This window comes from Acinetobacter sp. 5862, assembly GCF_024494585.1.
Classification (GTDB): Bacteria; Pseudomonadota; Gammaproteobacteria; order Pseudomonadales; family Moraxellaceae; genus Acinetobacter.
This window is the reverse complement of record NZ_JANHGP010000028.1, coordinates 1-431: the sequence shown is the minus strand read 5'-3', so window position 1 is coordinate 431 and position 431 is coordinate 1. Positions and strand designations below refer to the sequence as shown.

Below are 431 nucleotides of genomic sequence, written 5' to 3'. Positions count from 1 at the left end.
CGTATCGTTGAATAAATCGTTGTATGGCTTACATTCATTGTTTGATCCAAATCAGGAAATGTCTTTAAACGCTTTGCTATTTGCTGAGGAGACCATAAACAACGGATCGCTTCAACAATAAATTTCCAGAGGATTGAATCGATTTTGAGTTTTCTGTGACCACGTCTACGTCTAGCGAAGGTGTTATCAGAAGCATATCGAGCTTGATAAACGTCATTGATGCTATTTCTTTTAAGCTCACGATAGATCGTACTAGGATGTCTTTTAATGAGTTCAGCAAATTTTCTGGCTGAAAAGCCTTCTTTTCTTGACTCAAGCATTAATGCAGTACGATCTTCAAAGTTAAGATGATGGTATGACAATTTTATATACTCCATAAACCCTTTAAATTAATTAGGTGGTTTATGTCGCACTTCAAGTTTTACTCTGCC

1 pseudogene is annotated in these 431 nt (G+C 36.2%); it reads right to left on the bottom strand.

The features are described 5' to 3' along the window. Positions 1 to 100: 100 nt before the first annotated feature. Positions 101 to 320: pseudogene (locus NO346_RS05145) on the bottom strand (helix-turn-helix domain-containing protein); the annotation flags it as partial. Positions 321 to 431: the final 111 nt, after the last annotated feature.